This window comes from Streptomyces sp. NBC_00989 (genome assembly GCF_045162655.1).
GTDB lineage: Bacteria > Actinomycetota > Actinomycetes > Streptomycetales > Streptomycetaceae > Streptomyces.
This window is the reverse complement of the sequence record NZ_CP108728.1, coordinates 1,491,767-1,517,100: the sequence shown is the minus strand read 5'-3', so window position 1 is coordinate 1,517,100 and position 25,334 is coordinate 1,491,767. Positions and strand designations below refer to the sequence as shown.

Here is a 25,334-nt window from a genome sequence, read left to right as displayed (position 1 = left end):
AGAACCGGAAGGACCTCCCCTGTGACCACCCACGTGGACAGTGAAGCGACACCGGCACCGGCGGAGGACTTCCTCAACCGGCCCGCCACACCGGCCCAGCGCATCCACTCGGTGCTGCACCGTCAGCCGGCGCTCAGCCCGGCGATCGTGCTGGTGCTCGCCGCCATCGTCTTCTCCCTGGTCAACGATCGCTTCTACGCGTTGCAGAACCTGTCCCTGGTCGCGCAGCAGACGGCCGTCATCGGCTCGCTGGCCGTCGGTCAGACCGTCATCATCCTCACCGCCGGCATCGACCTGTCCATCGGCGCGGTCATGGTGCTCGCCTCGCTGCTGATGTCGAAGCTCGTCGCCGACAACCACGTGTCGGGCGTGCTCGCCCTGCTCGCGGGAGCGGTCGTCGCCATCGCCGCCCAGGCCCTCAACGGCCTGCTGGTGACCAGGATCAAGCTGCCGCCGTTCATCGTCACGCTCGGCACCCTCAGCATCTTCACCGCGATCACGCTCATCTACGCCAAGGGCCAGACCATCTCCCTTCAGCCGGGCAACATCCTCATGTGGAGCGGCGAGACCGTCTCCATCGGGCAGTTGAACCTGACCAACGGCGTCCTGCTCATGATCGCCCTGTACGCGGTGATCGGCTACGCGCTGCGCTACACCGCCTGGGGCCGTCACCTGTACGCCGTCGGCGACGACATCGAGGCCTCCCGACTGGCCGGCATCTCCGTCAACCGGGTGCTGCTGAGCGCCTACCTGGTCGGCGGTTTCGCCATCGCGGTGGGCGCCTGGATCCTGGTCGGCCGGGTCGGCGGCGGTGACCCGAACAGCGGTCTCAACGCCAACCTCCAGTCCATCACCGCCGTCGTCATCGGCGGCACCAGCCTGTTCGGCGGACGCGGCGTGGTGCTCGGCTCGCTGATCGGCGCGCTCATCGTCCAGGTCTTCGTCAACGGTCTGGCGCTGGCCGGGATCGACCCCAACTACCAAGTCCTCGCAGTCGGCATCCTGGTGATCGCCGCTGTCTCCGTCGACCAGTGGATCCGGAGTGTGAAGTCGTGACGACCGCCACCGCCCCCGTTCTCGAGGCCAAGGGCCTGGTCAAGGTCTTCGGCCGGGTCATCGGTCTGAACGACGTCGACCTCACCCTCCACCCCGGCGAGGTCCTCGCCGTCATCGGCGACAACGGCGCCGGCAAGTCCACCCTGATCAAGTGCCTCTCCGGGGCGCTCGTCCCCGATCAGGGCAGCATCCTGGTCGACGGCACCGAGGTGAACTTCAAGCGGCCGCAGGACGCCCGCGAGGCCGGCATCGAGACGGTCTACCAGACCCTCGCCGTGGCCCCGGCGCTGGACATCGCCAGCAACCTGTTCCTCGCCCGCGAGATCCGCCGCAAGGGCGTGCTCGGCTCGGTGTTCCGCATGCTCGACACCGGTGAGATGAAGCGTCAGGCGGCCGACCACATCAAGCGGCTGGGCATCAGCACCCTCCAGAACATCAACCAGGCCGTGGAGACGCTCTCCGGCGGCCAGCGGCAGTCGGTGGCCGTCGCCCGCGCGGGCGCCTTCGGCGGCCGGGTCGTCATCCTCGACGAACCCACCGCCGCGCTGGGCGTCCGCGAGACCGGCCAGGTCCTCAAACTCGTCCGCGACCTGCGCGACCAGGGCCTCGGCGTCATCCTGATCAGCCACAACATGCCCAACGTCTTCGATGTCGCCGACCGCATCCACATCCAGCGCCTCGGCGGCTGCGCCGGGGTCATCACCCCGCAGTCGCACTCGATGGAGGACGCGGTGGCCATCATGACGGGGGCGAAGAAGCTTGTTCCGGAAGCCGGGTGACAGGCCATGGCGGGGGTGAAGAGGCTCGTTCCGGAAGCCGGGTCACAGGCCGTGACGGGGGTGAAGAGGCTCGTTCCGGAAGCCCAGTGAAAGACAGGGGCGGTACGGCCGACACGTTCCGGATCGCCGAAGGCTGCCTCGGCGACGAACCCACCGTGACCGTCTCCGCGCCGGACGGTGCCGTGCGCGCCGTCCTAGCCCTGCGCGGGGCGACGCTGCTGAGCTGGCAGGTCGGACGCGGAGCGGCCGGGCAGCCGACGGAACTGACGGACGGCTACCGTGACGAGGCGGAACTGCGGTCGCAGGACGGCGTACGGGCGGGCCTGCTCGCCCCGTTCTCCAACCGCGTCGCCGACGGCCGTTACCACCACGGCGGACGCGACCACGACCTGCTGCCCGGCCGCCGCGGGGACCGCACGATCTACCACGGCTTCGCGCGCGAAACGCCCTTCCGGCTCGTCGCGGCCACCATGACGGCCGGCTCGGCGCGACTGCTGCTGCGCAGCACGAGCATCAGACCGGGCCGCTACGTCGGCTACCCGTTCGCGCTCGACCTCGACGTGGAGTACACGATCGGCCGCCGCGAACTCGCCATCGAGATCCGGGCGACGAACGTGGGGGAGACCGTCGCCCCCTACGCGTCGGGCTGGCACCCCTACTTCACCCTCTCCCGCCCCATCGACGACCTCGTCCTGCGGATCCCCGCCCGCACCCTGATCCGCACCGACGCCTCCCTCATCCCCCTGCGCGGACAGGAGGCCCTGCTGCCCCTGGACCGTTGCCCCGACCTGGATTTCCGTAGGCCCAGGAGGCTCGGCGACGCCGTCATCGACGCCTGCTTCGCGGACCTGGTCCCCGGCCCCGGCGGCCGGACCGAGACGGTGCTGAGCGACCCCGCGACCGGGGACGAGCTACGGGTGTGGCAGTACGGCGGGTACCTGCACGTGTTCACCGGCGACACCCTGGCCCGCGACCGGCGCGCCTCAATCGCCCTGGAGCCCGTCGAGGCACCCACCGACGCCTACAACCGTCCGGAACACGCCACCGCCCTTTCCCTGGAGCCCGGTCGGCAGCGGGAATTCCGCTTCGGCGTCACGTACCTGCCCTCGACGCACTGAACCGTGGCTCCCGGGCGGACGCGTGTGACGCGGTCGGCCCGGTGTTCCGGTGGAGCACTGTGGACGAGTGTTGGACTGTGGGTATAGTTCTTGGACACACAGTCTGAACCGAGGGATGGCAATGACGGACGGCAAGCCGGCCCGCGACGCCGAACGCGACGCGATCATCGCCGCGTTGGTGCCCGTGGTCGACGGGCTCGCGGCGACGTTCGGTCCGGTGTGCGAGGTGCTGCTGCACGACTACCGGCAGCCGGAGAAGTCGGTGGTCGCCGTATCTGGGGACCTGACCGGGCGGTCGGTGGGCGGGGCGATGAGTGAGATCGGACTGCGGATGCTGGCGCGCGGCGACGAGGCCGCCGACGAGCTGAACTACCTCACCCGGACCAGGGGCGGCCGGCAGCTCAAGTCGTCCACGATGGTGCTGCGCGACTCGACGGGCGCGGTGTTCGGCGCGTTGTGCGTCAACGTCGACGTGACCGCCGTACAGCAGGCGCAGGCGCTGCTGGCCGCGATCGGCGGGGGCGGTGCGGCCCAGGCGCCCGCCACCACCACCTTCGGCAACGACATCGACTCCGTCGTCGAGGCCATCGTCGACGCCCATCAGCTACGGCGGGGCAGGACCTGGGTCCAACTCGACCGCGCGCAGCGGCTGGAGCTGTTCCGCGGCCTCGACGAGCACGGGGTCTTCGCCGTGCGCCGGGCCATCGAACAGGTCGCCGCCCGGCTCGGTATCTCCCGGGCCTCCGCCTACAGCTACCTCTCGCAGGCCCGCGCGGCGACGGGCACCCTGCCCGGTCCCGCCGCTGATTCCGCTTCCACTGGAGGAGACGCGTGACGACCGGCACCCCGCCCATCACCCTCGACGACGTCCTAGGCGCCGCCGCCCGGATCAAGGGCGTCGCCCACCGCACGCCGGTACTGCGCTCGCGCACCCTCGACCAACTCGTCGGCGCCGAGGTGTACTTGAAGTGCGAGAACTTCCAGCGGATCGGCGCCTTCAAGTTCCGCGGCGCCTACAACGCGGCCTCGCGGCTGACGCCGGAGCAACTCGCGTGTGGCATCGCGGCCTACTCGTCCGGCAACCACGCCCAGGCCGTCGCCCTCGCCGCCCGCGAACTCGGCACCACCGCGGTGATCCTCATGCCCGAGGACGTCCCGGCCTCGAAGCGGGCCGCCACCGAGGGATACGGCGCCGAGGTCGTCACGTACGACCGCTACAGCGGCGACCGGGTGGCCATCGGGGAGGCCCTGGCCGCCGAGCGCGGGCTCTCCCTCATCCCGCCCTACGAGCATCCGCACGTCATGGCGGGGCAGGGCACGGCGGCACTCGAACTCGTCGAGGAAGTGGGGGAGTTGGACGCCGTCCTGGTGCCCGTGGGCGGCGGCGGGCTGATCGCCGGGACGGCCACCGCCGTCAAGGGGCTGCACCCGCGCACCCGCGTGATCGGTGTCGAACCGGAGGCCGGGGACGACACCAAGCGGTCCCTGGAGGCGGGCCGCCGCGTGTCCATCCCGGTGCCGCGCACCATCGCCGACGGCCAAGCGGCCGATACGCCCGGCGAGTTGACGTTCTCCGTGAACCGACGGCTGGTCGACGAGGTCGCGTTGGTCAGTGATGAGGAGATCAAGGACGCGATGCGGTTCGCCTTCGAGCGGCTGAAGATCGTCGTCGAGCCCAGTGGTGCCACCCCGCTGGCCGCGCTGCTCGCCGGGCGCGCGGGCTCGCTTTCGGGCCGGGTGGGGATGATCGTCTCCGGCGGCAACATCGACACCGATCGCTTCGCGCGGCTGTGCGCGAGCGGTTCGTCCTGACGGTGCCCGAGCCGGCGTTCCCCCGAATGGCGCTCCCGAGTGGACAGGAAGACGATGGAGTGGTGGGGCGCGGCCCCCGCCGGAGCGCCGGTGCCGTTCAAGGATGCCGGGAGACGGAGACCGGCCCCGGTCGCGCTGTGCGCGGCCGGAATGGAGGCAGCCGTCATGCTGGAAGTGAAGACGGTCGACAAGCCGGACGAGCGACGTGACTTCCCCCGCGGCCACCTCGAAGCCGTCCACCTCAGCGGACTCGACTTCGCCGTGGGCACCTTCGAACCGGGCTGGCGCTGGTCCGAGTCCGTGGCACCGATCGCGGGAACCAAGAGTTGCGAGGTCCACCACAACGGTTACGTGGTCCAGGGACGGATGCACCTTCTGATGGACGACGGCGGTGAGGGCGAAGTGGGTCCCGGCGACGTGTTCGTGTGCCCGCCCGGACACGACGCGTGGGTCGTCGGCGACGAACAGGTCATCGTGTACGACTTCGCGGGCGCCATGGCCACGGACTACGCGAAGGCTCCGTAGCCCCTCCGGATGTACGCGCCCCGCGGCACCGCACCCGCCGGGCGCGTACGTCACGCCTCGTACCGGACGACCTGCCCCTCGGCGTACGCGACGGCCTCCGCGTGCCCGAACAGTCCGGGCAGCCCGCCCGTGTGCACGAACACCGTCCGCTCACCCGGCCTGATGTCGCCGTCCCGGACGGCCGCGATCAGGCCGGCCATCGCCCGTCCCGTGTACGTCGGGTCGAGGACGAGTCCGGCGGTGCGGGCGGTGAGGGTGAGGGCCTCGGCGGTGGGCGCGGTGAGCGTGGCGTAGCCGCCGCCGATCTGGTCCCGCCGTACCCGTAGTTCCTCCGGTTCGGTCAGACCCGCGAACTCGCATACGGCGGGGGTGGGTTCGGGCAGCGCGCCCACGTCGACGCCGAGGACCGCCGCCGCCCCGAGCGCGACCACCAGCCCCGCCATCGTGCCGCCCGAGCCGAGCGCGACGACGGCGGTACGGAGATCGGGGAGCTGCCGGCGCAACTCCTCACCGCAGCGCACATAGCCGCGTGCGCCGAGCGCGCTGGAACCGCCGAACGGGATCAGTGCGGGCCTGGCGCCCGACGTGCGGAGCTGTTCGCACACCTCGGCCGCCGCCCGGTCCAGTCCGGCCTGGTCCACGTCGCCCGCCCAGGCGATCCGCGCGCCGAACAGCCCGTCGAGGGCGAGGTTCCCCGAGCGCGACGCACCCGGCGATCCGCGCAGCACCAGCACCACGTCCAGGCCCAGGCGTGCTCCGGCGGCCGCCGTCAGGCGGGCGTGGTTGCTCTGCGGGGCGCCGGTCGTGACCAGGGTGTCCGCGCCCTCGGCGAGCGCCGCGCCCACGGTCCACTCCAGCTTGCGGATCTTGTTGCCGCCGCCTCCGAGGCCGGTCAGATCGTCGCGCTTGATCCACAGGTCGTCCGGGCCCAGGCCGATCGCGGTGGCGAGTCTCGGGGCCGGTTCGACGGGGGTGGGGAAGGTGGCCAGTTCCACGTGCGGGTCGCTGTGCGGGTCGCTCATGGCGTCCATCATCGCGCGTCGCGGTCGCCGGCCGACGCGCGGGCGGACCTGCGGGTGGGCTTGCGGGCTTGCCCATGGAAACCGATCGGTTTACTGTGGTCGACATGAGGAAACCGATCGGTTTCCAGCCCCTCCTGCCGCGTACCCCACGGCACCCCTCACCTCAGGAGATCTCCATGACGAACATCGAAGGTTCCGTCGTCCTCGTCACCGGCGGCAGCCGCGGCATCGGCCGGGCGCTGGTCGAGGCCCTGTACGAGCGCGGCGCGAAGAAGGTGTACGCCACCGCCCGTGACCCGAAGACCGTCACGCACCCGGACGCCGTCCCGCTGGCGCTGGAGGTCAGCGACCCCGCCTCCGTCGCCGCGGCGGCCGAGCAGGCGCAGGACGTCACCATCGTGATCAACAACGCGGGCGCGTCCGTGAACGCGAACTTCCTGGACTCGCCCGTCGAGGACATCCGCCGCGAGTTCGAGACCAACTTCTATGGCCCGCTGCTCGTCACGCGTGCCTTCGTGCCGATCATCGAGCGCAACGGCGGCGGCCACCTCCTGAACTTCCACTCGGTGCTGTCCTGGGTGGGTATCGCCGGCTCCTACAGCGCGTCCAAGGCCGCGTTCTGGTCGCAGACCAACTCCCTGCGCCTGGACCTGAAGCCGCGCGGAATCGACGTCACCGGACTGCACGTCGGCTACGTCGACACCGACATGGCCGCGCACGTCGACGCGCCCAAGTCCACTCCCGAGAGCGTGGCGGCACAGGCCCTCGACGGCATCGAGTCCGGCGCCTTCGAGGTACTGGCCGACGACCTGACCCGTCAGGTGAAGGCCGGGCTCTCCGCCGAAGGCGGCGCCCTGTACCCGCAGTTGGCCGCCTAGCCGGACCTGCGCTGATCAGATCGGCAGCAACCGGCCGACCAGCGCGCTGAGTTGCTGCGCGTTCCGGCACTCGTGCATCTCGACCAGCTCGGCGTAACCGGGCGCCGCCGAGTCGCCGGTGCCCCACTGGGTGCGCTGCTCGGGGTTCAGCCAGTAGACGCGGCGGGCCCGTTGGGCGATCTGCCGGACGGCCGGGAGATTCGGGTCGCTCATGTTGGTACGGGCGTCACCAAGCACGAACACGGTCGTACGCGGGCCGACCGCGTCGCCGTACCGCTCCGCGAACTCGCCCAGGGCGACGCCGTAGTCGCTGCTGCCGTGCCAGCCGGTGAGGGTGGCCTCGTCGCGGATGCGGGTGCCGAGGCCCTCGGGGTCGGCCGTGCCGTGCACGAGCAGCGGCGTCACCTCGTCGAGACGGTTGACGAAGGCGAACACGCGCACCTTGCTGAACTGGTCGTGCAGCGCCTGCACCAGCAGCATCGTGAAGTCGGAGAAGCCCGACACCGAGCCCGACACATCGCACAACAGCACCAGTTCGGGCCGGACGGGCCGGCGTCGGCGCAGTACCGGACGCATCGGCACCCCGCCCGTCGAGAGTGAGCCGCGCAGGGTGCGGCGGAGGTCGATCGTGCCCCGGGAGGCGCGGCGGCGGCGTGCGGCGAGGCGGGTGGCCAGCTTCCGGGCCAGCGGCTGAACTGCCCTGCGCAGTTCGGCCAGTTGGGCCCGTCCGGCGAACAGGAAGTCGACGCGGTCGGCCGTCGGAGCGATCGCCCGCCGGGCGATCTCGTCCCGGCCGCGCCGCTCGGCGACCCGGCGTCGTGCCTCCAAGGCGACCTGCCGCCGGAAGCCCTCGATGCGCTGCCGGATCTCGTCGTCGAGCAGCCGGTCGGTGAACCCGGACCGTCCGCCCTGCTCCCGGATGCTCGTACGCACCCGAGCGAGCAGCGTCTGCGGTCGCAGCCACTCCAGGGTCTGGTGCGACGACCAGCCGTCCGACGTGGGGGAGTTGCCGTAGCCGCCGAAGCCGTCGACGGCTTCAGCCGCCAACTGCCCCATCAACGCTCGGTCGTTGGCAGCCAGCGCTGCCGCGAGCCGGTCGCGGAGGTCATCGCGGTTGGTGGGCTCGGCCTGCGGTGCTCCGACGCCGCGCGGGAAGTAGAGGTCGAAGACCGGGTCGAACAGGGGGCGTTGACCCGTGCCGTGCAGCAGCGTCGCGGCCAGTCCCTCGCGGAGCAGTTCACGGTCGGCGAGACCGAGCGCCTCCATGGCGAGCGCCGCGTCCACCGTCTCGCCGGTACCGATGCGCAGACCGTGCGCGCGCAGCGCCCCGACGAGGCCCGTCAGCCGCTCGGTGACACCGGCGGCGGTCACACGGCGTCCAGGTCGAGCTTCGCGGCCGCCCGGAGGATGTCGTCCTGATGTTTGAGGAGCACGCCGAGGGTGTCCCGTACGACCGTCTCGTCGAGGGTGTCGGCGCCGAGCGCCAGGAGGGTGCGGGCCCAGTCGATGGTCTCGGCCACCGACGGCACCTTCCGCAGCTCCATCTCACGCAGCGCCCCGACCACGCGCACCACCGACTCGGCCAGCGCCGCACCGAGCCCCGGCACCTTCAGCCGTACGATCCGACGCTCCAACTCCTCGTCGGGGAAGCCGATATGGAGGAACAGGCAGCGGCGGCGCAGGGCCTCGGAGAGTTCACGGCTCGCGTTCGAGGTGAGGACCACGAAGGGGCGGCGGGTCGCCGTGATCGTGCCCAACTCCGGGACGGTGACCTGGAAGTCGCTGAGCACCTCCAGCAGCAGGCCCTCCACCTCGACGTCCGCCTTGTCGGTCTCGTCGATCAGCAGGACCTTCGGGTCGTCGCCGCGGATCGCCGTGAGCAGCGGGCGGGGGAGCAGGAACTCCTCGCTGAAGATGTCGGTGCGGGTCTCGTCCCAGCTCTCGTCGCGGCCGGCGCTGATGCGCAGCAGCTGCTTGGCGTGGTTCCACTCGTACAGCGCCCGGGACTCGTCGACGCCCTCGTAGCACTGGAGCCGGACCAGCCGCGCTCCGGCGACCTCGGCGACGGCCTTGGCCAGCTCCGTCTTGCCGACACCGGCCGGGCCCTCCACGAGGAGCGGCTTGCCGAGGCGGTCGGCGAGGAAGACGGTAGTGGCGACCGCGGGCGAGGCCAGATAGCCGGTCTCGGCGAGGCGTGCGGCGACTTCGTCGACGGAACGGAACACGGGGCCTCCGGCGGATCGCGGGTGGTGCGTTGGCGCGCAGCGACATATCTAAGCGCTTGTTCACCTTCACTGTCACCCGGGACCAGGTGCCTGCGCAAGCTTGTACACCGATCGGTTTCCTCTTGGCTCGCGGCGCGGTAACCTCGCAGTATGGCCACGACAGAGAAGGCGTCACCCCGGGACCGACTGCTCGACGCGGCGGCCGAGCTGTTCTACCGCGACGGTGTTTCCCTCGGCGTGGAAGCCCTGTGCAAGTCGGCCGGGGTTTCGAAGCGGTCGATGTACCAGCTCTTCGACAGCAAGGACGAGGTCCTCGCCGCGAGCCTGGAGCGGCGTGCGCCCGGGTACGCGGCGCAGCTCATGCCCGGTCCGGACGACGCCGGTACGTCGCGCGAGCGCATCCTGTACGTCTTCGAGCAGGCGGAGAAGTCGTCGACCGAGGCCGGCTATCTGGGCTGTCCCTTTCTTGCCACGATGGTCGAGCTGAAGGATCCCGAGCATCCGGCGAGCGTGGTCGCCCGGGCGGCCAAGGAGAAGTTGCAGGACGCGTTCCGGGAGCAGGCGGAGTTGGGGGGCGCGCGTGATCCGGGCTTGCTGGCACGGCAGTTGATGCTGGTCTTCGACGGGGCCAGTGCTCGTGCCGGGGCGAAGCTGGAGTCGTTGGACGGGTTGACTGTCGAGACCGTGCGGACGTTGTTGGATGCGGCGGGGGTTGCCTGAACATTTGGTCATGTCGTTGTTTGGCTGCGGCGTCGTGGGGGCTGGTCGCGCAGTTCCCCGCGCCCCTTCAGGGCAAGGTCGAACCGTGCGTATGTGGCCGACCTGCGTAGAACCTAGGAGGGGGCAGGCGCCGTAGCGCCTGCCCCCAACCGCGATGCCCCTCATCTCACGCAGCCAATGCCACCGCCTCCACCGCCGGTGTGCGCAGTACCCGGTGTGCCGTCAGCAGGCTCGTGCCCAGAGTTACCGTCGCCGCCACCGCGACGACCGTGAGCCAGATTCCGAGGCCCTGGTGTGGCAGGACCGAGTCCGTGCGGACCATGGTGAACGGGATGATGCCCGCCAGTGCGGCCGCCGTGCCGGACAGGATGCCGGTGAGCGTGAGGATCGCCGTCTCCATGGCGACCGTGCGCAGCACCTGCCCCGGGGTCGCACCGGCCAGGCGCTGTCCGCCGAACTCGCGGGCGCGGTAAGTCGTCGCCGCGTACAGCGAGTTGACCAGCATCACGCAGACGAAGACCACGATGATGCCGACGACCGTGAAGTTGAGGGTCTCCAGGTTCTTCGCGTCCACCGACTTCGTCAGGCCCGAGGACCTCACCGCGTCGCTCTCCACCGCCTGCATGTACAGCGTCGCCGTGGACACCGCCGTGAACAGGATCAGCGACATCAGGATCCCGGCGAGCCGGTCGGTCCGCTCCCGCAGATTGCGTACGGCCAACCAGCCGCTCGCGCCCGAGAGTTGGAGCCGGTCCAGCAGGCCCTTGAGCAGCCGCGGCGCCAGCAGTGCCAGGCCGACCGACAGCAGGATCGCTCCGTACGCCGGCGCCGCCATCAACGCCGCGTCCGTCGCGGAGAAGGCGAAGGTCGCCGTCACCGACACCACACCCGCGACCAGCGCGGCGTAGGCGAAGAACGTCCGCGCCCGGCCCTGCCGGCGCCGCCCGCGCGTGGCCCGCCGTACGGCCAGGAACGCGGCGCCCGTCGCGGCCAACAGCGTGATGCCGAGGCCCGATTGGAGCGCGAAGGGGCCGAAGGAGTAGTCGACCGACCGGGCCACCTGGCCGCTGTCCTCGAACGCCCCGAGCAGTGCCCGTCCGCCGAGCATCGCGGGACCGACGGCCAAGACCGCGCCCAGCAGAGAGACGGCCACCGCCTCACCCACGACCATCCGCTTCAGCTGCGCCGGAGTCGCCCCCGAGCAGCGCAGGGTCTCCAACTCCCTTGACCGTTGCCGCACGTTGACCGTCAGCGTCGACGCGACGGCGAAGAACACCAGCAGGGTGCCGTAGCCCCCGACGACACTCGCCGACGTGGACAGCGTCTCGGCGCTGACGGAGTCGATGCCGTGCTGCGCCGCCGTGTCGTGCAGCGAGTTGAACGTCATGATGATCGCCGCGCCCAGGAACGCGGCCAGCAGCGTCGCCAGGAACCGTCCCGGCCGCTGCCGGATCGAACGCATCGCCAGTACGAACATCGCTCACACCCCCGCCGTCACGTCGTCGCCGAGGTGCGCGAGCCGCTCGGCGACCGCGTCGACGGTCGGCGCGTGCATCCGGCCGGCGAGCCTGCCGTCCGCGAGGAACACCACCGAGTCGGCGTACGAGGCCGCCACCGGGTCGTGCGTCACCATCACCACGGTCCGCCCGTGCACCCGCACCGCCTCCTGCAACAGCAGCAGCACGCCCCGCGCGCTCCGCGTGTCCAGGGCGCCCGTCGGCTCGTCCGCGAAGATCACCCGGGGTTCGGTGACCAGCGCGCGGGCGATCGCGACCCGCTGTCGCTGACCGCCGGAGAGCTGGTCGGGGCGGTGGCCGAGCCGGTCACCGAGCCCGACCGCGGTCAGGACCTCCTGGGCCCGCCGCCGGTCGACACGCCGCCCCGCGAGCTTCAGCGGCAGCACGGTGTTCTGCGCGACGGTGAGCGTGTCCAGGAGGTTGTACTGCTGGAACACGAACCCGATCCGACCGCGCCGGAACCGCGTCAGCTCGGCCTCGCTCCCGCCCGTCAGTTCCGCGCCGTCGACCATCACGATCCCGCTGTCCGGCCGGTCCAGCCCCGCCGCGCACTGCAACAGCGTCGACTTGCCCGACCCCGAAGGCCCCATCACCGCCGTGAACGTCCCGCGCTCCAGGCTCAGCGTGACCCCGTCCAGAGCGGTCACCGCGCTGTCGTCAAGGCCGTAGGTCCTGCTCACCTTGACCAGCCGCAGCGCCTCGGCGGCGGGTCCCTTGTCGTGCGTGCGTCGTGCGGTGCGAAACATCGCCATCACCCTCCGTGCGGCACGCCCTGTGCCTCGCCAACGACGCTACGGAGAGAGCCGGTTACGCACATTGGGCGCAGAACCCGTATCGCGGGGTGTACTCAGCGACACCCCCGCGCTCGGGTCCGCCGGACATGCTGTGACAGGGCTGTGACCGGAGGTATGGCCTCCGCCACAGCGGTCCCGCCCCCGTCTTGATCGACTCTGCGGATGCCGAGAAGGATGCCGAGAAGCGTGTACGACACCGTGCTGGTCGCGATGGCGGGGCTCCTCGTCGGGGCCGCCATCTGGACGGTCACGGACGTGTCCTACGACGATCCCGCCGCCGGATGGCCGAAGCCGGGCCCCGTCTGCCCGGAGGAGGGCATCCGCGTCACGGCCGGACCGGTGAACCCCGCGATGGGCCTGCGCGCCATGGACCTCACCCTGGAGAACTGCGGCACCCGCGCCTACCGCGTCGAGGGCTACCCCGAGGTCCGGCTGCTCGACCGCGACCAGCAGCACGTGACCGGTGTGTCGGTGATCCACGGCAGCGCCGGAATCGCCACGGTCACCGGCTTCGACGAACCACCGAGCGCGGTGACGCTCGCACCCGGCGAGACCGCCTCCGCCGGCCTGCTGTGGCGCAACACCACCACCGGCTTCGACGGTGCGGCCTACGTGCGCTATCTGACGGTCGCGGCGCGGTCCGGTTCCCTCCCGCTCCTCCTGACACCGGACGGCGGCCTCGACCTCGGCACCACGGGCAGACTCGGCGTCGGACCGTGGCGTACTGCCGGAGGCACCCGATGACCGACCAGGACACCCCCGCGGCCGGCTTCCCGCAGCGCGTCCTGCGCCGCTCGCGCGCACACCGACGGGCCGACGCCATCGCGTGCGGGCTGCTCGTCGGCCTGGACGTCCTCCTCGTCGCGCTGGTCCTCCTGCTCGGCAGCGACGGCGTCTTCACCGAGGACTGGATGGGCTACGCCGGGATGATGGACTCCACGGCCGCCTCCTACCAGTACCACTGCGTCGTCCTCCTCTGCCGGGTCGAGGCCGTCACCGTCGCCCTGGCGATCGCCTGCCGCCTCTGGACCACGGCCGCCACCCAACTCGTGCTCCTCACGTCCGCCGCGGCCTTCACCGCCTCTCTCTCCACCTACTGGAACCCCTGACCGCCCGCCCGTACGGGTCACCAGAACGAGCCGCCCCCGGCCCCGCCCGATGCAATGGACCTGTGACCGCGCCCCCGGACGACTGCCTCGCCCGCAACGAGTGGATCTGCGGCGAGTACCTGAGCACCCGCCGCCACATCCTTCTCGACGCGGTCGTCCAGCACCTGCAACTGACCGCGGTCTCGGTGCTCATCGGCCTGGCGATCGCGCTGCCGCTCGCGGTGGTGGCCCGCCGCTGGGGCTGGGCGGCGGGACCGGTGCTCGCGGTGACGACGATCCTCTACACCATCCCGTCCCTCGCGATGTTCTCCCTGCTCCTGCCCGTCTACGGCCTCTCGGCCACCCTCGTCGTCGCCGGGCTCGTCCTCTACTCGCTCACCCTGCTCGTCCGCAACATCCTCGCGGGCCTGCGCGCCGTACCCGAAGAGACCCGACAGGCCGCACGCGGCATGGGCTACGGCCCGATCCGCCTCCTCCTCACCGTGGAACTGCCCCTCGCGCTCCCCGCCGCGATGGCAGGCCTCCGCATCGCCACCGTCTCGGCGGTCTCGCTGGTCACGGTCGGTGCGATCGTCGGCTTCGGGGGACTCGGCAACCTCATCTACGCGGGCATGAACACCTACTTCAAGGCACAGGTGCTCACCGCGTCCGTGCTGTGCGTGGTGATCGCGATCGTCGCCGACCTGCTCCTCCTGCTCGTGCAACGGCTGATCACCCCCTGGACGAGGGCGGTGCGCGGATGAACACCCTGACCGACGCCTGGCACTGGCTCACCGACTCCGCCCACTGGTCGGGCGACGACGGCATCTGGCACCGGCTCGCGCAGCACCTGGTCCTCACGGTCGTGTGCCTGGTCATCAGCTGTCTGATCGCGCTGCCCGTCGCGCTCGTCCTCGGCCACCTCGGCAAGGGCGGCGCGCTCGCCGTGAACATCTCCAACATCGGCCGCGCGGTGCCCACCTTCGCCGTCCTGGTCCTGCTGCTCCTGACCCCGATCGGCAAATGGGGCGAGGGGCCCACGGTCGTCGCCCTCGTCCTGTTCGCCGTACCGCCGCTGCTCACCAACGCGTACGTCGGCATGCGCGAGGTCGACCGCGATGTGGTGCGGGCCGCGCGCGGGATGGGGATGACCGGGCCGCAGATGCTGTTCCGCGTCGAACTGCCGCTCTCCCTGCCGCTGTTGATGAACGGCGTACGGATCGCGGCCGTCCAGCTCGTCGCCACCGCCACGATCGCGGCACTGGCGGGCGGCGGTGGACTCGGCCGCATCATCACGGCCGGCTTCAACCTCGCCAACACCGCGCAGGTGGTGGCCGGGGCGGTGCTCGTCGCGGTGTTCGCGCTGCTCGTCGAGGGTGTCTTCGAGGTCGCCGAACGGCTGGCGCCCCGGTGGGCGGGGAGAGCGCGATGAAGCGACGTACGGCCGCGGTGGGCCTGCTCCTCCTGGTCACCGGCTGCTCGACCGGCCCGTCCCTGGAGAACCAGAGCGCCGTCACCGCGCCACCCGGCGACAGCCACCACCTCACCATCGGCTCGGCCGGATTCACCGAGAGCGACCTGCTGGCCCAGATGTACGCGCTCCTGCTGAACCAGGCCGGCTACAAGACGTCCCTGCTCACCGTCGCCAACCGCGAACTCTACGAACCCGCCCTGGAATCGGGGCAGATCGACGTCGTACCCGAGTACGCGGCCACCTTCGCCGACTGGCTCAACGCCAAGACCAACGGCCCCGACGCACCGCCCGTCGGCTCACCCGACCTCACCACCACGATGAAGGCACTCCGCCAACTGGCCACGCCTCGCGGTCTGACGGTCCTCGCCCCAGGCAAGGCCGTCGACCAGAACGCCTTCGCCGTGGCCCGCTCGTACGCCGAGGAACACCACCTCAAGACCCTCAGCGACCTCGGCGCCTCGGGACTGGAGGTGCGGCTCGCGGCGGGTGACGAGTGCGTGCAACGGCCGTACTGCGAACCGGGGTTGAAGAAGACCTACGGCATCGACATCACCGCCGTCGACCCGAAGGGCGTCGGCACGACACAGGCCAAGAGCGCCGTACAGAACGGCCAGGACCAGATGGTGCTGACCACGACCACCGACGCCACCCTCGACGACTTCGGCCTGGTCATCCTCACCGACGACAAACACCTCCAGAACGCCGACTACGTCGTCCCGGTCGTCAACCGCTCCCGGGCGGGCAGCACCGGCGTGACCAAGGCGCTGGGGAAACTCAACGACGTTCTTACTACGGCCGACCTTGCCTCCATGAACCAACAGGTGGACAGCTGGCGGCGGTTGGCGCAGGACGTGGCGCGGACGTATCTGGAGGACAAGGGCCTGCTGAAGTGAGGCCGGGGGATTGTCAGTGGCGGCTTGTACGGTGCGGCCATGGGTGTCTATCTCGTCGATGTCGACGCGCAGGAGTGGTTCAGTGAGGACACAGGGGAAGGGGGCATGGGGGCGATCGCCAAGGGGCTCGACGCGGAGCTGGCGCGGCGCGGGCTGCCGCCGTACGCGTCCGTGCCCGCGCGGGACTTCGGGGCGGCCTTCGAGGAGAAGCTGAGCCCGTCCATGCAGGGGTTCGACGCGCTGTGCCGCGCCCGACTGACGCCCGCGGAAAGAGCGTTGCTCGGCGACTGGTCGGTGCTGGTGCCGTTCTCGATCGCCGAGGAGATACGGCTGCCGATCAGCTCCGCGTACACGGACGAGACGGTGATCGTCGGCGCACCCCAGGTGCTCGCCCTCGCCGAGCGGCTTGCGGCGGCACTCGAACTGCCCGTGGAGATACCGGAGGCGTCCGGGAACCTCGCCCTGACGTTCTGGTTCCTGGAGGGCGAGGCGGAGGAGTTCGCCGCCACCCACCCCGGGACCTGGGGCGAGGACCTGGACACGGCCTTCTACGTGTCCCTGTATCTCCGCGCGGCCCAGCACGCGCTACGGCGGGGCTGCCCCCTCACCTACACCTGATCCGGAGAGCCACGCTCAGGCGTCCGCCACCGAGTCGAAGTCCACCTGACCCCGGGGCACCCCGAGCGCGTCCGCGTCCACCGACCGTCGCAACGCCTCATGCAGCTTCGCCGGAGTCAGCACACCGAGGAAGCGTGCCCCGTCCAGCACGGCGACCCACCCGGCGTCGTGCTGGAGCATCACGCCGAACGCCTGCTTCAAGGGGGCGCCCACCGGGACCCACGCGTTCATCCGGTGGGAGAGTTCGCCGACCGTGCCGCCCGCGGTGAGTTCGTCGGCCTTGACCCACCCCTGCAGTTCGCCCTGCTCGTCGAGGACCACCGCCCACCTCGCGCCCTCCACCCGCAGCCGTTCGGCAGCCCGCTGCGCGTGCTCGTCCACGCGGGCGACGGGGGGCTGTTCGAGGTCGTCGGGCTCGATCTCCGTCACCGACAGCCGCTTCAGACCCCGGTCCGCGCCCACGAACTCGGCGACATACGGGGTCGCCGGGGTGCCGAGCACGGCGCCGGGGGTGTCGTACTGCTCGATCCGTCCCTGCCCGTACACGGCGATACGGTCGCCGAGCCGTACCGCCTCCTCGATGTCGTGCGTGACCAGCAGCACCGTCTTGCGCACGGCGGCCTGCATGCGCAGGAACTCGTCCTGCAACTGCTCCCGCACCACGGGGTCGACCGCGCCGAACGGTTCGTCCATCAGCAGCACCGGCGGATCGGCGGCGAGCGCCCGCGCCACACCGACGCGCTGCCGCTGGCCGCCGGACAGCTGCTCCGGGTAGCGCGGACCGTACGTCTTCGGGTCCAGGCCCACCAGATCGAGCAGTTCGGCGGCCCGGGCCCGCGCCTTCGCCCGTTTCCAGCCGACCAGGGACGGCACGGTCGCCGTGTTGTCGAGGACCGTGCGGTGCGGGAAGAGGCCCACCTGCTGGATGACGTATCCGATACGGCGGCGCAACCGCACCGGGTCGACGCCCGCGATGTCCTCGCCGTTCACGAGGATCCGGCCGGAGGTGGGCTCGATGAGGCGGTTGACCATCATCATGGTCGTCGTCTTGCCGCAGCCGGACGGGCCGACCAGCGTGACGAGTTCACCCTCGTTCACCTCGAAGGACAGCCCGTCCACGGCCGTCGTACCGTCCGGGTACCGCTTGCTGACCTGCTCGAACCGGATCATGTCCTCACGCTAACGGCGCCGGTCCGACGCCGCCCTTCAACAGCGTCCCACCGGCTGGTGACGCGGGCCCGCAGACCCTGGAATGATCCGGAGCACCCCCATCTCCCGGCGGGCCGAAGGGACAGCGGCATGAACGACGAAGTCGACGGCACGGCCCGCACGGGAAGGCTGCGCCGCCGCACGCTGCTCGCCACCGCGGCCCTGAGCGTCGTGCCCGCGGCGATGGTGGGAGGCAACGGCGCCGGAGGAACCGCCTCGGCCGGCACCACGGTGTCGGGCCTGACCGTGGAACACCGCACCGACCCGCTCGGCGTCGACGTGGCACACCCGAGATTCGGCTGGCGCACGGCGTCCACCGCGCGGGGCCGGCACCAGACGGCGTACCGGATCAAGGTCGCCACCTCGCCCCGGCACCTGACCCACGGCAGCGCCGACGTCTGGGACAGCGGTCGCGTCGACTCGGCGGACTCGGTCGCCGTCCGCTACTCCGGCCCCGAACTGCACGCCTCGACCCGCTACCACTGGACCGTGACGGTGTGGGACGAGCACGGCCGCGCCGTCACCGCCCCCACAGCCCACTTCGAGACCGGCCTGCGCAGCACCGACGGCGTCACCGGCTGGGACGGCGCGCAGTGGATCGCCATGACCGGCAAGCGCCCGAACACCCCCGGCGCACCCCTTCTGCGCAGCCAGACGGCACTGACGGGCGGGCAGGTGACCGAGGCCCGGCTGTACGTCTCCGCGCTCGGCGTGTACGACGCGTACGTCAACGGCCGGCGTGTGTCCGTGCCCCAGGGCGACGGCACCACGTACGAGTTCCTGCCCCCGGGCTGGACCAACTACGACACCACCGTCAACTACTTCACCTACGACGTCACGAACCTGCTCGCGGACCCGGCCCAGGTCACCCTCGCCGCCGTCCTCGGCAACGGCTGGTACAACGGCCGCATCTCCGAGAACAGCGCCCACTACTCGGCCGACGGCAACCCCCTGGCCCTCAAGGCGAAGCTCCTCGTCCGGTACGCCGACGGCTCCACCCAGACGGTCGTCACCGCACCCGGCGCCGACTGGCGGGCCACCGACACCGGCCCCTACCGCACGGACGACATCTACGACGGCCAGTTCTACGACGCCCGCGAGGAACTCCCCGGCTGGACGGCGAACGGCTTCGACACCTCCGCCTGGTCGGCCGTCGAGGCACAAGACCCCTTCCCCGACGCCCAGTTGGTCGCCTATCCCGGCGAGAGCGCCCGCCTGATGCCCGAGTGGGACCGCGAGCCGCGCTCCGTCACCGTGTACACGGGAGTCACCGGCGAGGACGGCAGCGCGAACGGCAGGGGCCGGATCGTCGTCGACCCCGTCCGCACGGTCACCGACCCCGTGCGGGCGTCCACCGTCTCCGTCACCCTGCACCCCGGCGACACCGCCGTCATCGACCTCGGCCAGAACCTGGTCGGCGTGCCCCGCTACACCCTGCGCGGCCCGGCGGGCGCCCAAGTCGCCTTCAGACCGGGGGAGATGCTCAACGACGACAGCCCCGGCGCCGACGGGCCGGCCGGCTCGGTCTACCGCGCGAACCTGCGCACCGCCGAGGCCACCAGCACCTACATCCTCAAGGGCGACCCGGCCGGCGAGACCCACCAGGACTCGCTGACCTTCTACGGCTTCCGGTACGTCTCCGTCACCACGACCGCCACCGTCACCCTCGTCAAACTCACGGGCAAGGTCGCCACCTCCGCCCTCCACGACATCGGCACGGTCACCACCGACGACACCGAAGTCAACCAGCTGATCAGCAACGTCCGTTGGGGCCAGCGCGGCAACTACCTCTGGATACCCACCGACTGCCCGCAGCGCGACGAACGCCTCGGCTGGACCGGCGACACCCAGCTCTTCTCCAGCACGGGCCTGTACAACACCGACGCGGTCCCCTTCCTCAGCCACTTCCAGGACACGCTGATCGACTCGCAGCACACCTACGGCGCGGGGAAAGCCCAGTTCCCCTGGGTCGCGCCCGGCCACCGCTTCAGCCGGCCGCAGCCGGCGAGCGGCTGGGCGGACTGCGGGGTGGTCGTGCCGTGGACGGTGTGGCAGATGTCCGGCGACACCACGATCATCGACCGCAGTTGGGCGTCGATGACCCGATACCTCGACTGGATCCGGAGCCGCACCGGCGGCACCCACGCCGGCCAGGGCGCGATCTTCGGCGACTGGCTCGCCTTCCAGATCACCAGCACCCAGCTCATCAGCGACGTCTACTACGGCTACAGCGCCCGCCTCATGGCGGACATGGCCCGCGCCACCGGCCGCACCGCCGAAACGGCCACCTACGAGCGGCTGTTCACCCACAACAAACGGGCCTTCATCACCAAGTACCTCGCCACCGACGCCCTCAGCGGACAACTGACGGTCCGGTCGAGCCTCGGCGACCCACCGCCCCACACCCCCGGCAACAGCGCCGGCAGGACCGAGGACGACACCCAGACCGCCCTGCTCTGGATCCTCAAACTCGGCTTCTACGACACGGAGTCGCAGCACCGCCAACTGGTCACCCTGCTCGCCGACAACATCGGCAACAGTCCGGCCTACAAGGCCGCCCACCCCGGCAGCACCCGCGTGGAGTACCCGGAGAACACTCTCGCCGTGGGCTTCCTCGGCGTGAACGTCATCGCCCCCGTCCTCACCGACGAGGGCCGCGTCGACCTCGCGTACCAGCTCCTCCACCAGAACGCGATGCCGTCCTGGCTGTACTCGGTGGCCAACGGCGCCACCACCGTCTGGGAGCGCTGGAACTCGTACTCGAAGCGGGACGGTTTCGGACCGGTCGACATGAACTCCTTCAACCACTACGCCTACGGCGCGATCATGGAGTGGATGTACGAGAGCATGGCCGGCATCGCCAAGGACCCCGGACACCCCGGCTTCAAGCACTTCCTCCTCCGGCCGCACATCGACCCGACCGGAAGGATCACGAAGGTCCGCGGCTCACACGTCTCCCCCTACGGCGAGATCGTCAGCGAATGGACCGTGCGGGAAGGGAAGTTGACGTACCGGGCGGTGGTCCCCGCGAACAGCACGGCGACCCTGCGCATCCCCACCGCCGACCCGTCGACCGTCCACGAGAACGACCGCCCCCTGACCGAGGCACTCGGCGTGGAGTTCCTCGGCTTCACGGACGGCACCGCCTCCTACCAACTGCCCTCCGGCACCTACGAGTTGACCTCCACGCTCGCCTGACCGCCCACCAGCACCACCTCAAGGGTGCGCGGACCGTGCACCCCCTCGACCCGGTCCAGCTCGATGTCACTGGTCGCCGAGGGGCCGGAGATCCAGGTCAACGGGCGTGCCGGGTCGAGACGTTGGAGCGCCTGGGGCACCGAGGACACCACCTGGTCCGGCACCCGTACGACACAGATGTGGTGGTCGGGGACGAGCGTGATCCGGCGACGGCCCTGGTCCGGGCCGCCGTCCAGGACGATGGTGCCGGTCTCGGCGACGGCCACCGCACACGCCGTGACCACACTGTCGACCCGGTCCAGCTCGGCGGGGGTGCTCTCGACCCGGTCCGCGACCTGTTCCACGTCGGCCGCCGCGAGCCAGGAAGGCTCAAGACCCGGCGGTACGACGACGGTCTTCGAACCCCGCTCGGCGAGCAACCCGGCTAGCACGGCGGCCAGTTCGGTCTCCGTGCAGCGGTGCACGAGCGCTCGGTAGTCGGCCAGGTTCTCGGCGAGCAGCTCCACCGTCCGCTCGACACTCCGGTCCCCGTGCTCGCGCAGATAGCCGCGCTCGAAGGCCTGCTCGTAGGGCGTGTCGTCCTTCGGTACATCCGCGAGGGCACGCTCCACGCGGCCCAGAATCCGTTCCCTGCTGCTCACTTGGAGCCGTCCTTTCCGCCGTTCGTGCGCTGCCACCAGTCGCGGAACGGCTCCGCGGGCACGGCGGGCAGGTCCCGGGTGCCGCTCCACGCCCTGCCGGGGCCGGGCAGCGTCCGTGGGTGGAAGCGCCGGGTGCGGGACGCGAGCCGCTGGCCGGTGCGCAGGGCGCCCGGGTGGGTGAACGTCCAGCGCGCCGCCCGCATCGCCGCGCGCTCGGCGGCATGCCCCTTGGCGGGTTGCAGGACGACCTTGTTGCCCTCGCGGGTCACCAGCCCGCCCTCCACGACCCGCTCCCGCAGATGTACCAGCACCTCGGGGATGTCGATGGCGACCGGACACACCTCGTAGCAGGCACCGCACAGCGAGGAGGCGTACGGCAGCGAGGCGTCGATCTCGCTTGCCGTGCCCCGGAGTTGGGGGCTGAGGATCGCGCCGATCGGGCCCGGGTAGACCGAGCCGTAGGCGTGACCGCCGGCCCGCTCGTACACCGGGCAGACGTTCAGGCAGGCCGAGCAGCGGATGCAGCGCAGGGCCTGGCGGCCGACCTCGTCGGCGAGGGTGTCGGTGCGGCCGTTGTCGAGCAGGACCAGGTGGAAGGCGCGCGGCCCGTCCCCGTCGGTCGTGCCCGTCCAGGTGCTGGTGTACGGGTTCATGCGCTCGGCGGTCGAGGAGCGGGGGAGGGTCTGGAGGAACACCTCCAGGTCCTGCCAGGTGGGCACGATCTTCTCGATGCCGACGACCGAGATCAGCGTCTCGGGGAGGGTGAGGCACATCCGGCCGTTGCCCTCGGACTCGACGACGACGAGCGTGCCGGTCTCGGCGACCATGAAGTTGGCGCCGGAGACGCCGACCTTGGCCCGCAGGAACTTCTCGCGGAGGTGGAGCCGGGCGGCCTCGGCGAGTTCGGCGGGCGTGTCGGTCAGCCCGTCCGGGGCCGGGCGGCCCCACTCGCTCATCTCGCGGACGAAGATCTCCCGGATCTCGCCCCGGTTGCGGTGGATCGCGGGGACCAGGATGTGCGAGGGACGGTCCTTGCCCAACTGCACGATCAGTTCGGCGAGATCGGTCTCGTAGGCGTGGATGCCCGCCGCCTCCAGGGCCTCGTTGAGCCCGATCTCCTGGGTGGCCATCGACTTGACCTTGACGACCTCCGACTCGCCCGTCTCCTGGACGAGCCGGGTCACGATCCGGTTGGCCTCGTCCGCGTCGGCGGCCCAGTGGACGATGCCGCCGGCCGCCGTCACCGACTCCTCCAACTGGACCAGATACCGGTCGAGATGACGGAGCGTGTGGTCCTTGATCTGCTTCCCGGCCTCGCGCAGCGCGGCCCAGTCGGACAGCTCCGCCACGGCCTTGGCCCGTTTGGCGCGGATCGTGTGGGTGGCGTGGCGCAGATTTCCGCGCAGGGTCTGGTTGTTGACGGCCTCGTGGGCGGCCACGGGGAAGGCCGGGAACGCGGGCATTCCGACGAACGTCTCGCTCATGCGCCCGCCTCCCCTTCCGTCTCCGTCGCGGCCAGGATCTCCGCGATGTGCACCGGCCGCATCTCGGTGTGGAGCCGCGCCATCGTGCCCCCGATGTGCATCAGACAGGAGTTGTCCGCCGCGCACAGCACCTCGGCGCCCGTCGACTCGGCGTTGCGCACCTTGTCGGCGCCCATCGCCGCCGAGACGTCGGCGTTCTTCACGGCGAACGTCCCGCCGAACCCGCAGCACTCGTCGGCACCGGGCAGCTCGGCCAACTCCAGCCCCTTGACAGCCCGGAGCAGCTTGAGCGGCCGGTCGCCGAGCCCGAGGCTGCGCAGCCCGTGACAGGTGGGGTGGTAGGTCACCTTGTGCGGGTAGTAGGCCCCGACATCCGTCACCCCGAGCACGTCCACGAGGAACTCGGTCAGCTCGTACGTCTTCGGCACCACCGGCGCCAACGTGGCCGCGAGGGTGTCCCCGCGTCCCTCGGCCCGCGCCCTTTCCCCCATCCGCGGATACAGCTCCCGCACCATCGCCCCGCACGACCCGGACGGCGTGACGATCGCCTCGTACTCCCCGAAGACATCGGAGAAATGCCGGGCGAGCGGTTCGGCCTCATGGCGGTAGCCGGTGTTGTAGTGCGCCTGCCCGCAGCATGTCTGGGCCATCGGGAAGTCGACCTCGACGCCCAGTCTGGTCAGCAGTTTCACCACGGCGCGCCCGGTGTCCGGATAGAGCGTGTCGTTGACGCAAGTCAGGAACAGGGCGACACGCATCGCGGCTCCTTAGTGGTCGATCATCGGATGAGTGCAGCGTAGTCGGAGGTCACCGTCTCGGGGAGCCCCCGGTTCATCGTGCGGCGATCCGGGCCTCGGCGGCCCGCCACCGGGCGGTGTCGCCTCGCGGTTCGTAACGGGTGGACGGCTGGGTACGGGCGAGGAGCCCCCGCATCCCGGCCAGGTCACCGACGAGCCCGTGGGCCCGCGCCTGGACGAGCACGTTGCCGAGGGCGGCGGCCTCCGTGGGACCCGCGACCACCGGCAACCCGCACGCGTCGGCGGTCAGTTGGCACAACAGCGCGTTGCGGGTACCGCCGCCGACGACATGCACGACGTCGACCGGATGCCCGGCGAGTTCCTGCGCGTCGCCGACCGCCCGCCGATGGGCGAGCGCGAGGGAGTCGAGAATGCAGCGCGTGATCTCCGCCCGGGACTCCGGCACCGGCTGCCCGGAACCGCGGCACGCGTCGGCGATCCGCTCCGGCATCCGCCCCGGCGCCAGGAACGAAGCGTCCCCCGCGTCCACGACCGACCGCAGCGCCGGCACCTGGGCAGCCCCGCGCAGCAACTCGCCCAACTCCGGCTCGCCCCATGCCCGTACGCACTCCTGAAGCAGCCACAGCCCCATGATGTTGCGCAGATAGCGGACCGTGCCGTCCAGTCCCAGCTCGTTGGTGAAGTTGGCGGCACGGCTCGCCTCGCTGAGCACCGGCGCATCGAGTTCCAGCCCGGCCAGGGACCAGGTGCCGGTACAGATATAGGCGAACCGCTCCCCAACTGCCGGCACTGCGGCGACAGCTGACGCCGTGTCATGTGAACCGACCACCGTCACCGGCACGCGCCCGTTCAGCCCCGTCTCCTCCACCACCTCGGCCCGCAGCACCCCGGCGGGATCGCCCGGTTGCCGCAACGACGCGAACAGCCCGAGGTCGATGCCGAGGCGCGCGGCGATGCCGGACGCCCAGTCCCGCGTCCGGGGATCGATCAGCTGGGTGGTGGAGGCGTTCGTCAGCTCGGTGCCCTGCTCCCCGGTGAGCCAGTACGACAGCAGATCGGGGATGAGCAACAGCCGCTCGGCATGGGCCAGTTGGGCGGAGTCGCGGGCGGCCGTCAGCTGGTACACCGTGTTGAACGGCGCGTACTGCAACCCGGTCGACGCGTACAACTCACTCGCGGGCACGGTCGCCCACACCTTCTCGGCGACCCCCTCCGTACGGGCGTCCCGATAGTGCACGGGATTGCCCAGCAACGCCCCGTCCGCGTCCAACAGCCCGTAGTCCACGGCCCAGCTGTCGATGCCGACCGAGTCGAGCCGCCCATCGGTGACCGTGCCGGCCGCCCGGAGCCCGTCCAGGACACCCGCGTACAGCGCGAGGATGTCCCAACGCAGCCCTTCAGGAGTACGAACAGGTCGGTTGGGGAAGCGATGGGCCTCCACCAACTCCAGTGAGTCGGGCCCGACATGGCCGACCATGACCCGTCCACTGGACGCGCCCAGGTCGACCGCGGCATACACCCTCAC

The 25,334-nt window shown here is 70.9% G+C and carries 25 protein-coding genes; 15 read left to right on the top strand and 10 right to left on the bottom strand.

Going from position 1 to position 25,334, the window contains the following annotated elements; translation table 11 throughout:
* The first annotated feature begins 21 nt into the window (after positions 1 to 21).
* From OG714_RS06885 to OG714_RS06860, 6 genes are all read left to right on the top strand, one after another.
* Positions 22 to 1,056 (top strand): ABC transporter permease, encoded by a 1,035-nt coding sequence (locus tag OG714_RS06885; RefSeq protein ID WP_406119291.1) that lies wholly within the window; start codon positions 22 to 24, stop codon positions 1,054 to 1,056.
* The gene (locus tag OG714_RS06880; protein WP_406119289.1) at positions 1,053 to 1,835 is read left to right on the top strand and encodes an ATP-binding cassette domain-containing protein; all 783 of its coding nucleotides are present in this window, start codon (positions 1,053 to 1,055) and stop codon (positions 1,833 to 1,835) included. The genes OG714_RS06885 and OG714_RS06880 overlap by 4 nt, the downstream gene beginning before the upstream one ends.
* 86 nt (positions 1,836 to 1,921) lie before the next feature.
* Positions 1,922 to 2,953, top strand: coding sequence for an aldose 1-epimerase (locus tag OG714_RS06875; RefSeq protein ID WP_406119288.1), 1,032 nt, complete (start codon positions 1,922 to 1,924; stop codon positions 2,951 to 2,953).
* 121 nt (positions 2,954 to 3,074) lie between these two features.
* Positions 3,075 to 3,788 (top strand): transcriptional regulator, encoded by a 714-nt coding sequence (locus OG714_RS06870; protein ID WP_406119287.1) that lies wholly within the window; start codon positions 3,075 to 3,077, stop codon positions 3,786 to 3,788.
* Complete coding sequence (locus OG714_RS06865) at positions 3,785 to 4,765, top strand: pyridoxal-phosphate dependent enzyme (protein ID WP_406119286.1); 981 nt, start codon at positions 3,785 to 3,787, stop codon at positions 4,763 to 4,765. Before OG714_RS06870 ends, OG714_RS06865 begins: the two co-directional genes overlap by 4 nt.
* Before the next feature lie 165 nt (positions 4,766 to 4,930).
* Positions 4,931 to 5,290 (top strand): cupin domain-containing protein, encoded by a 360-nt coding sequence (locus OG714_RS06860; protein ID WP_406119285.1) that lies wholly within the window; start codon positions 4,931 to 4,933, stop codon positions 5,288 to 5,290.
* A gap of 50 nt (positions 5,291 to 5,340) precedes the next feature.
* Here the strand turns inward: OG714_RS06860 and OG714_RS06855 are convergent, their stop codons facing one another.
* The gene (locus tag OG714_RS06855) at positions 5,341 to 6,312 is read right to left on the bottom strand and encodes a D-cysteine desulfhydrase family protein (protein WP_406119284.1); all 972 of its coding nucleotides are present in this window, start codon (positions 6,310 to 6,312) and stop codon (positions 5,341 to 5,343) included.
* A gap of 176 nt (positions 6,313 to 6,488) precedes the next feature.
* Here OG714_RS06855 and OG714_RS06850 point away from each other — a divergent pair, with 176 nt between their 5' ends.
* Positions 6,489 to 7,190, top strand: coding sequence for an SDR family oxidoreductase (locus tag OG714_RS06850; protein ID WP_406119283.1), 702 nt, complete (start codon positions 6,489 to 6,491; stop codon positions 7,188 to 7,190).
* Between the two features lie 15 nt (positions 7,191 to 7,205).
* On the opposite strand, the gene OG714_RS06845 is transcribed toward OG714_RS06850, so the two are convergent.
* Positions 7,206 to 8,561, bottom strand: a complete 1,356-nt coding sequence (locus OG714_RS06845; protein ID WP_406119282.1) for a vWA domain-containing protein — start codon at positions 8,559 to 8,561, stop codon at positions 7,206 to 7,208.
* A complete protein-coding gene (locus OG714_RS06840; protein WP_406119281.1) occupies positions 8,558 to 9,415 on the bottom strand; it encodes an AAA family ATPase in 858 nt (285 codons plus the stop codon). The genes OG714_RS06845 and OG714_RS06840 overlap by 4 nt, the downstream gene beginning before the upstream one ends.
* A 150-nt stretch (positions 9,416 to 9,565) precedes the next feature.
* Here OG714_RS06840 and OG714_RS06835 point away from each other — a divergent pair, with 150 nt between their 5' ends.
* Positions 9,566 to 10,135, top strand: coding sequence for a TetR/AcrR family transcriptional regulator (locus OG714_RS06835; RefSeq protein WP_406119280.1), 570 nt, complete (start codon positions 9,566 to 9,568; stop codon positions 10,133 to 10,135).
* A 166-nt stretch (positions 10,136 to 10,301) separates the two neighbouring features.
* Here OG714_RS06835 and OG714_RS06830 read toward each other — a convergent pair whose 3' ends face one another.
* Positions 10,302 to 11,612, bottom strand: a complete 1,311-nt coding sequence (locus OG714_RS06830; RefSeq protein ID WP_406119279.1) for an FtsX-like permease family protein — start codon at positions 11,610 to 11,612, stop codon at positions 10,302 to 10,304.
* A 3-nt stretch (positions 11,613 to 11,615) separates the two neighbouring features.
* Entirely contained in the window at positions 11,616 to 12,398 is a 783-nt protein-coding gene (locus tag OG714_RS06825; RefSeq protein ID WP_406119278.1) for an ABC transporter ATP-binding protein, read from the bottom strand.
* A 234-nt stretch (positions 12,399 to 12,632) separates the two neighbouring features.
* On the opposite strand from OG714_RS06825, the gene OG714_RS06820 reads away from it, so the two are divergent.
* From OG714_RS06820 to OG714_RS06795, 6 genes are all read left to right on the top strand, one after another.
* Positions 12,633 to 13,190, top strand: coding sequence for a DUF4232 domain-containing protein (locus OG714_RS06820; RefSeq protein ID WP_406119277.1), 558 nt, complete (start codon positions 12,633 to 12,635; stop codon positions 13,188 to 13,190).
* Entirely contained in the window at positions 13,187 to 13,555 is a 369-nt protein-coding gene (locus OG714_RS06815) for a hypothetical protein (protein WP_406119276.1), read from the top strand. The genes OG714_RS06820 and OG714_RS06815 overlap by 4 nt, the downstream gene beginning before the upstream one ends.
* A 62-nt stretch (positions 13,556 to 13,617) precedes the next feature.
* Complete coding sequence (locus OG714_RS06810) at positions 13,618 to 14,298, top strand: ABC transporter permease (RefSeq protein ID WP_406119275.1); 681 nt, start codon at positions 13,618 to 13,620, stop codon at positions 14,296 to 14,298.
* Positions 14,295 to 14,966, top strand: coding sequence for an ABC transporter permease (locus tag OG714_RS06805; RefSeq protein ID WP_406119273.1), 672 nt, complete (start codon positions 14,295 to 14,297; stop codon positions 14,964 to 14,966). Before OG714_RS06810 ends, OG714_RS06805 begins: the two co-directional genes overlap by 4 nt.
* Positions 14,963 to 15,901, top strand: coding sequence for an ABC transporter substrate-binding protein (locus OG714_RS06800; RefSeq protein WP_406119271.1), 939 nt, complete (start codon positions 14,963 to 14,965; stop codon positions 15,899 to 15,901). The genes OG714_RS06805 and OG714_RS06800 overlap by 4 nt, the downstream gene beginning before the upstream one ends.
* A 39-nt stretch (positions 15,902 to 15,940) precedes the next feature.
* Positions 15,941 to 16,519, top strand: coding sequence for a hypothetical protein (locus tag OG714_RS06795; protein WP_406119269.1), 579 nt, complete (start codon positions 15,941 to 15,943; stop codon positions 16,517 to 16,519).
* 15 nt (positions 16,520 to 16,534) lie between these two features.
* Here the strand turns inward: OG714_RS06795 and OG714_RS06790 are convergent, their stop codons facing one another.
* The gene (locus OG714_RS06790; protein ID WP_406119267.1) at positions 16,535 to 17,689 is read right to left on the bottom strand and encodes a betaine/proline/choline family ABC transporter ATP-binding protein; all 1,155 of its coding nucleotides are present in this window, start codon (positions 17,687 to 17,689) and stop codon (positions 16,535 to 16,537) included.
* A 129-nt stretch (positions 17,690 to 17,818) separates the two neighbouring features.
* Here OG714_RS06790 and OG714_RS06785 point away from each other — a divergent pair, with 129 nt between their 5' ends.
* Positions 17,819 to 20,926, top strand: coding sequence for a family 78 glycoside hydrolase catalytic domain (locus OG714_RS06785; RefSeq protein ID WP_406119265.1), 3,108 nt, complete (start codon positions 17,819 to 17,821; stop codon positions 20,924 to 20,926).
* On the opposite strand, the gene OG714_RS06780 is transcribed toward OG714_RS06785, so the two are convergent.
* The 4 genes from OG714_RS06780 to OG714_RS06765 form a co-directional block, all read right to left on the bottom strand.
* Positions 20,899 to 21,567, bottom strand: coding sequence for a lactate utilization protein C (locus OG714_RS06780; RefSeq protein WP_406119264.1), 669 nt, complete (start codon positions 21,565 to 21,567; stop codon positions 20,899 to 20,901). The two genes, OG714_RS06785 and OG714_RS06780, sit on opposite strands and share 28 nt — an antisense overlap.
* Positions 21,564 to 23,051, bottom strand: a complete 1,488-nt coding sequence (locus OG714_RS06775) for a LutB/LldF family L-lactate oxidation iron-sulfur protein (protein WP_406119263.1) — start codon at positions 23,049 to 23,051, stop codon at positions 21,564 to 21,566. Before OG714_RS06775 ends, OG714_RS06780 begins: the two co-directional genes overlap by 4 nt.
* Positions 23,048 to 23,809 (bottom strand): (Fe-S)-binding protein, encoded by a 762-nt coding sequence (locus OG714_RS06770; protein ID WP_406119262.1) that lies wholly within the window; start codon positions 23,807 to 23,809, stop codon positions 23,048 to 23,050. Before OG714_RS06770 ends, OG714_RS06775 begins: the two co-directional genes overlap by 4 nt.
* A gap of 73 nt (positions 23,810 to 23,882) precedes the next feature.
* Positions 23,883 to 25,334, bottom strand: a complete 1,452-nt coding sequence (locus OG714_RS06765; protein WP_406131741.1) for a rhamnulokinase family protein — start codon at positions 25,332 to 25,334, stop codon at positions 23,883 to 23,885.